The sequence below is a fragment of the Winogradskyella sp. genome, assembly GCF_025210595.1.
Classification (GTDB): domain Bacteria; phylum Bacteroidota; class Bacteroidia; order Flavobacteriales; family Flavobacteriaceae; genus Winogradskyella.
Genome location: NZ_JAOARH010000062.1, coordinates 1 through 2,702, shown reverse-complemented (window position 1 = coordinate 2,702; position 2,702 = coordinate 1). Strand labels below are relative to the sequence as shown.

The following is a 2,702-nucleotide window of genomic DNA, read 5'->3' as shown; positions in this document are numbered from 1 at the left end:
TTGCATTTTTCTGTAATTTACCACAATACGTAAAAGATCCGTATAAACGTTTTCTGGAAAACCAACTGAGAGATCATTTCGATTTTACAGGTGTGCCAGTAAGTGTGTACATGCGTAAAAAGTAGGTAGTGTTTTAGTTAAATATAATTATTGGTTAGCTGTAATTATATACAGGTTAATTGGGTAGAACATCACATTTAAATCCTTTCAATAATTTTGGACTTAGCTGTTTAATTTTTTTGGTGAGATATGTTGTGGTTTTTAACACATTATTTCTACTGATTGAATATAGTTTATATTTATTTTAAGAAAATTCATATGATTTTTCTATTTCTTGCGTTGTAACGCCTCGTTTAGGTATATATTTTATATGGGATAAGGTTATGGAAATTAAACCTTATTATGAAATAAATATCTCTAATAATGCCTATGATATTGATGCGTTTGAAGATAGAAATTTTACACGTCATAATGCAGGATAGCGAACAGCAACATTTTTACCAAAAAAGTTTGAATGGAGTAATGATATTAGATTTAATTATAATCCTGATGTGGCTGAAGGTTTTCAAAAAAGTGCTTGGTTTTGGAACTCTACACTTACCTATAGCTTACTTAAAGATAAAGGTTTAATTTCTTTAAAAGTGTACGATTTGTTAAACCAAAATACGAACTCAAGACGTGTAGCAAGACAAGATTATATACAAGATTCACAGAGTACTGTATTGCGTCAATATTTTATGCTTGGTTTTAGTTACAAGTTTAATAATCTTGGCTCTAAAGGAGAAACTGGTGATGGCGATTTTTTCTATATTGATTAATAATAAATGCAAGGAGATCTTTATAAAGTAGATAAATAGAGAATTTATTAGTATTTGTTTTTAACGGCTTACTGAATACTAACATCACCAGCCGCCAGAAGCACCACCACCTCCGAAGCTTCCACCACCAAAGCCTCCTCCAAAACCTCCACCACCAAAGCTTCCGCCAGATGATGAACCATCAAATATACCTCCGCCAGAAGAACCTCTAGAGTAACTTCCGCGTCCCATATTACTAAGAATAATAGCCTCTAAAATACTTCGGGCATCATCGTCTTTTCTTCTATTACCTTTATTACCTCCTCGTCCTCCACCACGACTTTTAGAAATAGCAATAACAATGATAATGAAAACAATAAATAATATAATAAAAACTTCAAAAGGGAAACGTACAGCATTATTTTGTCTAGTAGCTTGGTATTCACCACGCATTACTTCAAAAATAGCATCAGCAGCTCTATCAAGTCCGCCATAATAATCGTTTCGCTTAAAATAAGGAATAATGTCTCTGTCTATAATGCGTTTGCTTAATGCATCTGTTAATAAATGCTCAACACCTTTACCTGTGTTAATTGCTATTTTTCTATCATCTTTTGCTAAAAGAATAAGAATACCATTGTCTTCTTTTTCTTGCCCAATTCCCCATTTTTCTCCCCATTGCGCGCCAAGATAATTAATGTATTCGCCTTCGGTAGATCTTATTATGGCTACAACAATTTGTGTTGATGTAGTATCAGCATAACGAATTAATTTTTGTCTGAGATTTTCTTTCTCTGAAGCATTAAGTAACTTAATTTCATCATATACAACATAGTTCCTTTTTATTTCTTCAGGATTAGTTGGCTTTGGTGGAATTTTATATTGTGCTTCAGCAAGTTGGCATACAAAAAGAATAACAACAAAGTATATCGCTTTTAAGCAAAGAGTTAACGATTTAGAGTTTATTGAAAACGACATACTATCTCTCATCCTTTAGAAATAGAATTATCTAGTTCGTTGCTATCTCCGTGTTCCCAAGGAAAATGTTGTGCAAGCACTTTACCGGCTTCTGCAACACCATCAATTAATCCTTGTTTAAAGTTTCCAGCCTTAAATTGAGAAGCGATTTTATCGCGAGTAGAATTCCAGAAATCACTACCAACAATATCGTTAATACCTTTGTCACCATATATTACAAAAGCTTTATTGTCTACTGCTACATATATAAGTACACCATTTTGTTGTTTGGTGTTATCCATTTTTAAAACATGAAAAACTTCTAAAGCATGCTCGTATATATCCATGTTGCATTTTTGCTCTATGTGCACACGAATTTCACCAGAAGTTTCAAGTTCTGCTATACGAATGGCTTCAATGATTTCCTGTTCTTCTTTTGCAGTTAGGAAATCTTCAATATATGGCATAGTAAGAATCGATTAAAAGTTGAATTCTACATCTGGTACTTTCTCACTTCCAGGATCAGCTTTATATCTAGCCATTTCTTTAAACCCAAACATACCAGCTAATATTTTATTAGGAAATTTAGTGGTATAAATATCGTACTTATTTACGGCTTCATTATAACGGTCTCTAGCAATATTGATTCGGTTTTCTGTACCTTCTTGTTGCGCCTGAAAATCCCTAAACTGTTGCGAGGCTTTTAAATCTGGATAACGCTCAAAAGAAGCAATAAGTCTACTAAAAGAACCGCTTAATTGACTTTGTGCTTGTTGAAATTTTTCTAAATTCTCTGGAGTTAAGTCGCTAACATCAACATTAATTGAAGTTGCTTTAGAACGTGCTTCTATAACTTCATTTAATGTTTTTCTTTCAAAATCTGCAGCACCTTGTACTGTTTTAATTACTGTACTATATAAATCGCTACGTCTTTGATAAGTGCTTTCT

At 32.9% G+C, this 2,702-nt stretch carries 4 protein-coding genes and 1 pseudogene; 2 read left to right on the top strand and 3 right to left on the bottom strand.

The window, feature by feature from the left end:
• Both N4A42_RS06480 and N4A42_RS14550 read left to right on the top strand, forming a co-directional pair.
• Window positions 1–125: hypothetical protein (locus N4A42_RS06480; protein ID WP_294071575.1), on the top strand; the 125-nt coding region annotated here is incomplete at its 5' end.
• Between the two features lie 384 nt (window positions 126–509).
• Window positions 510–818 (top strand): annotated as a pseudogene (locus N4A42_RS14550) (outer membrane beta-barrel protein); the annotation flags it as partial.
• An 84-nt stretch (window positions 819–902) separates the two neighbouring features.
• Here the strand turns inward: N4A42_RS14550 and N4A42_RS06470 are convergent.
• From N4A42_RS06470 to N4A42_RS06460, 3 genes are all read right to left on the bottom strand, one after another.
• A complete protein-coding gene (locus N4A42_RS06470) occupies window positions 903–1,787 on the bottom strand; it encodes a YgcG family protein (RefSeq protein ID WP_294071573.1) in 885 nt (294 codons plus the stop codon).
• A complete protein-coding gene (locus N4A42_RS06465; RefSeq protein ID WP_294071570.1) occupies window positions 1,784–2,221 on the bottom strand; it encodes a TPM domain-containing protein in 438 nt (145 codons plus the stop codon). Before N4A42_RS06465 ends, N4A42_RS06470 begins: the two co-directional genes overlap by 4 nt.
• 12 nt (window positions 2,222–2,233) lie before the next feature.
• A partial coding sequence (locus N4A42_RS06460; protein ID WP_294071567.1) for a LemA family protein occupies window positions 2,234–2,702 on the bottom strand: 469 nt, incomplete at its 5' end.

Bases quoted from the DNA above. Each gene is read 5' to 3' on its own strand.
- N4A42_RS06470 (WP_294071573.1), bottom strand. From the start codon at position 1,787: ATGAGAGATAGTATGTCGTTTTCAATAAACTCTAAATCGTTAACTCTT.
- N4A42_RS06465 (WP_294071570.1), bottom strand. From the start codon at position 2,221: ATGCCATATATTGAAGATTTCCTAACTGCAAAAGAAGAACAGGAAATC.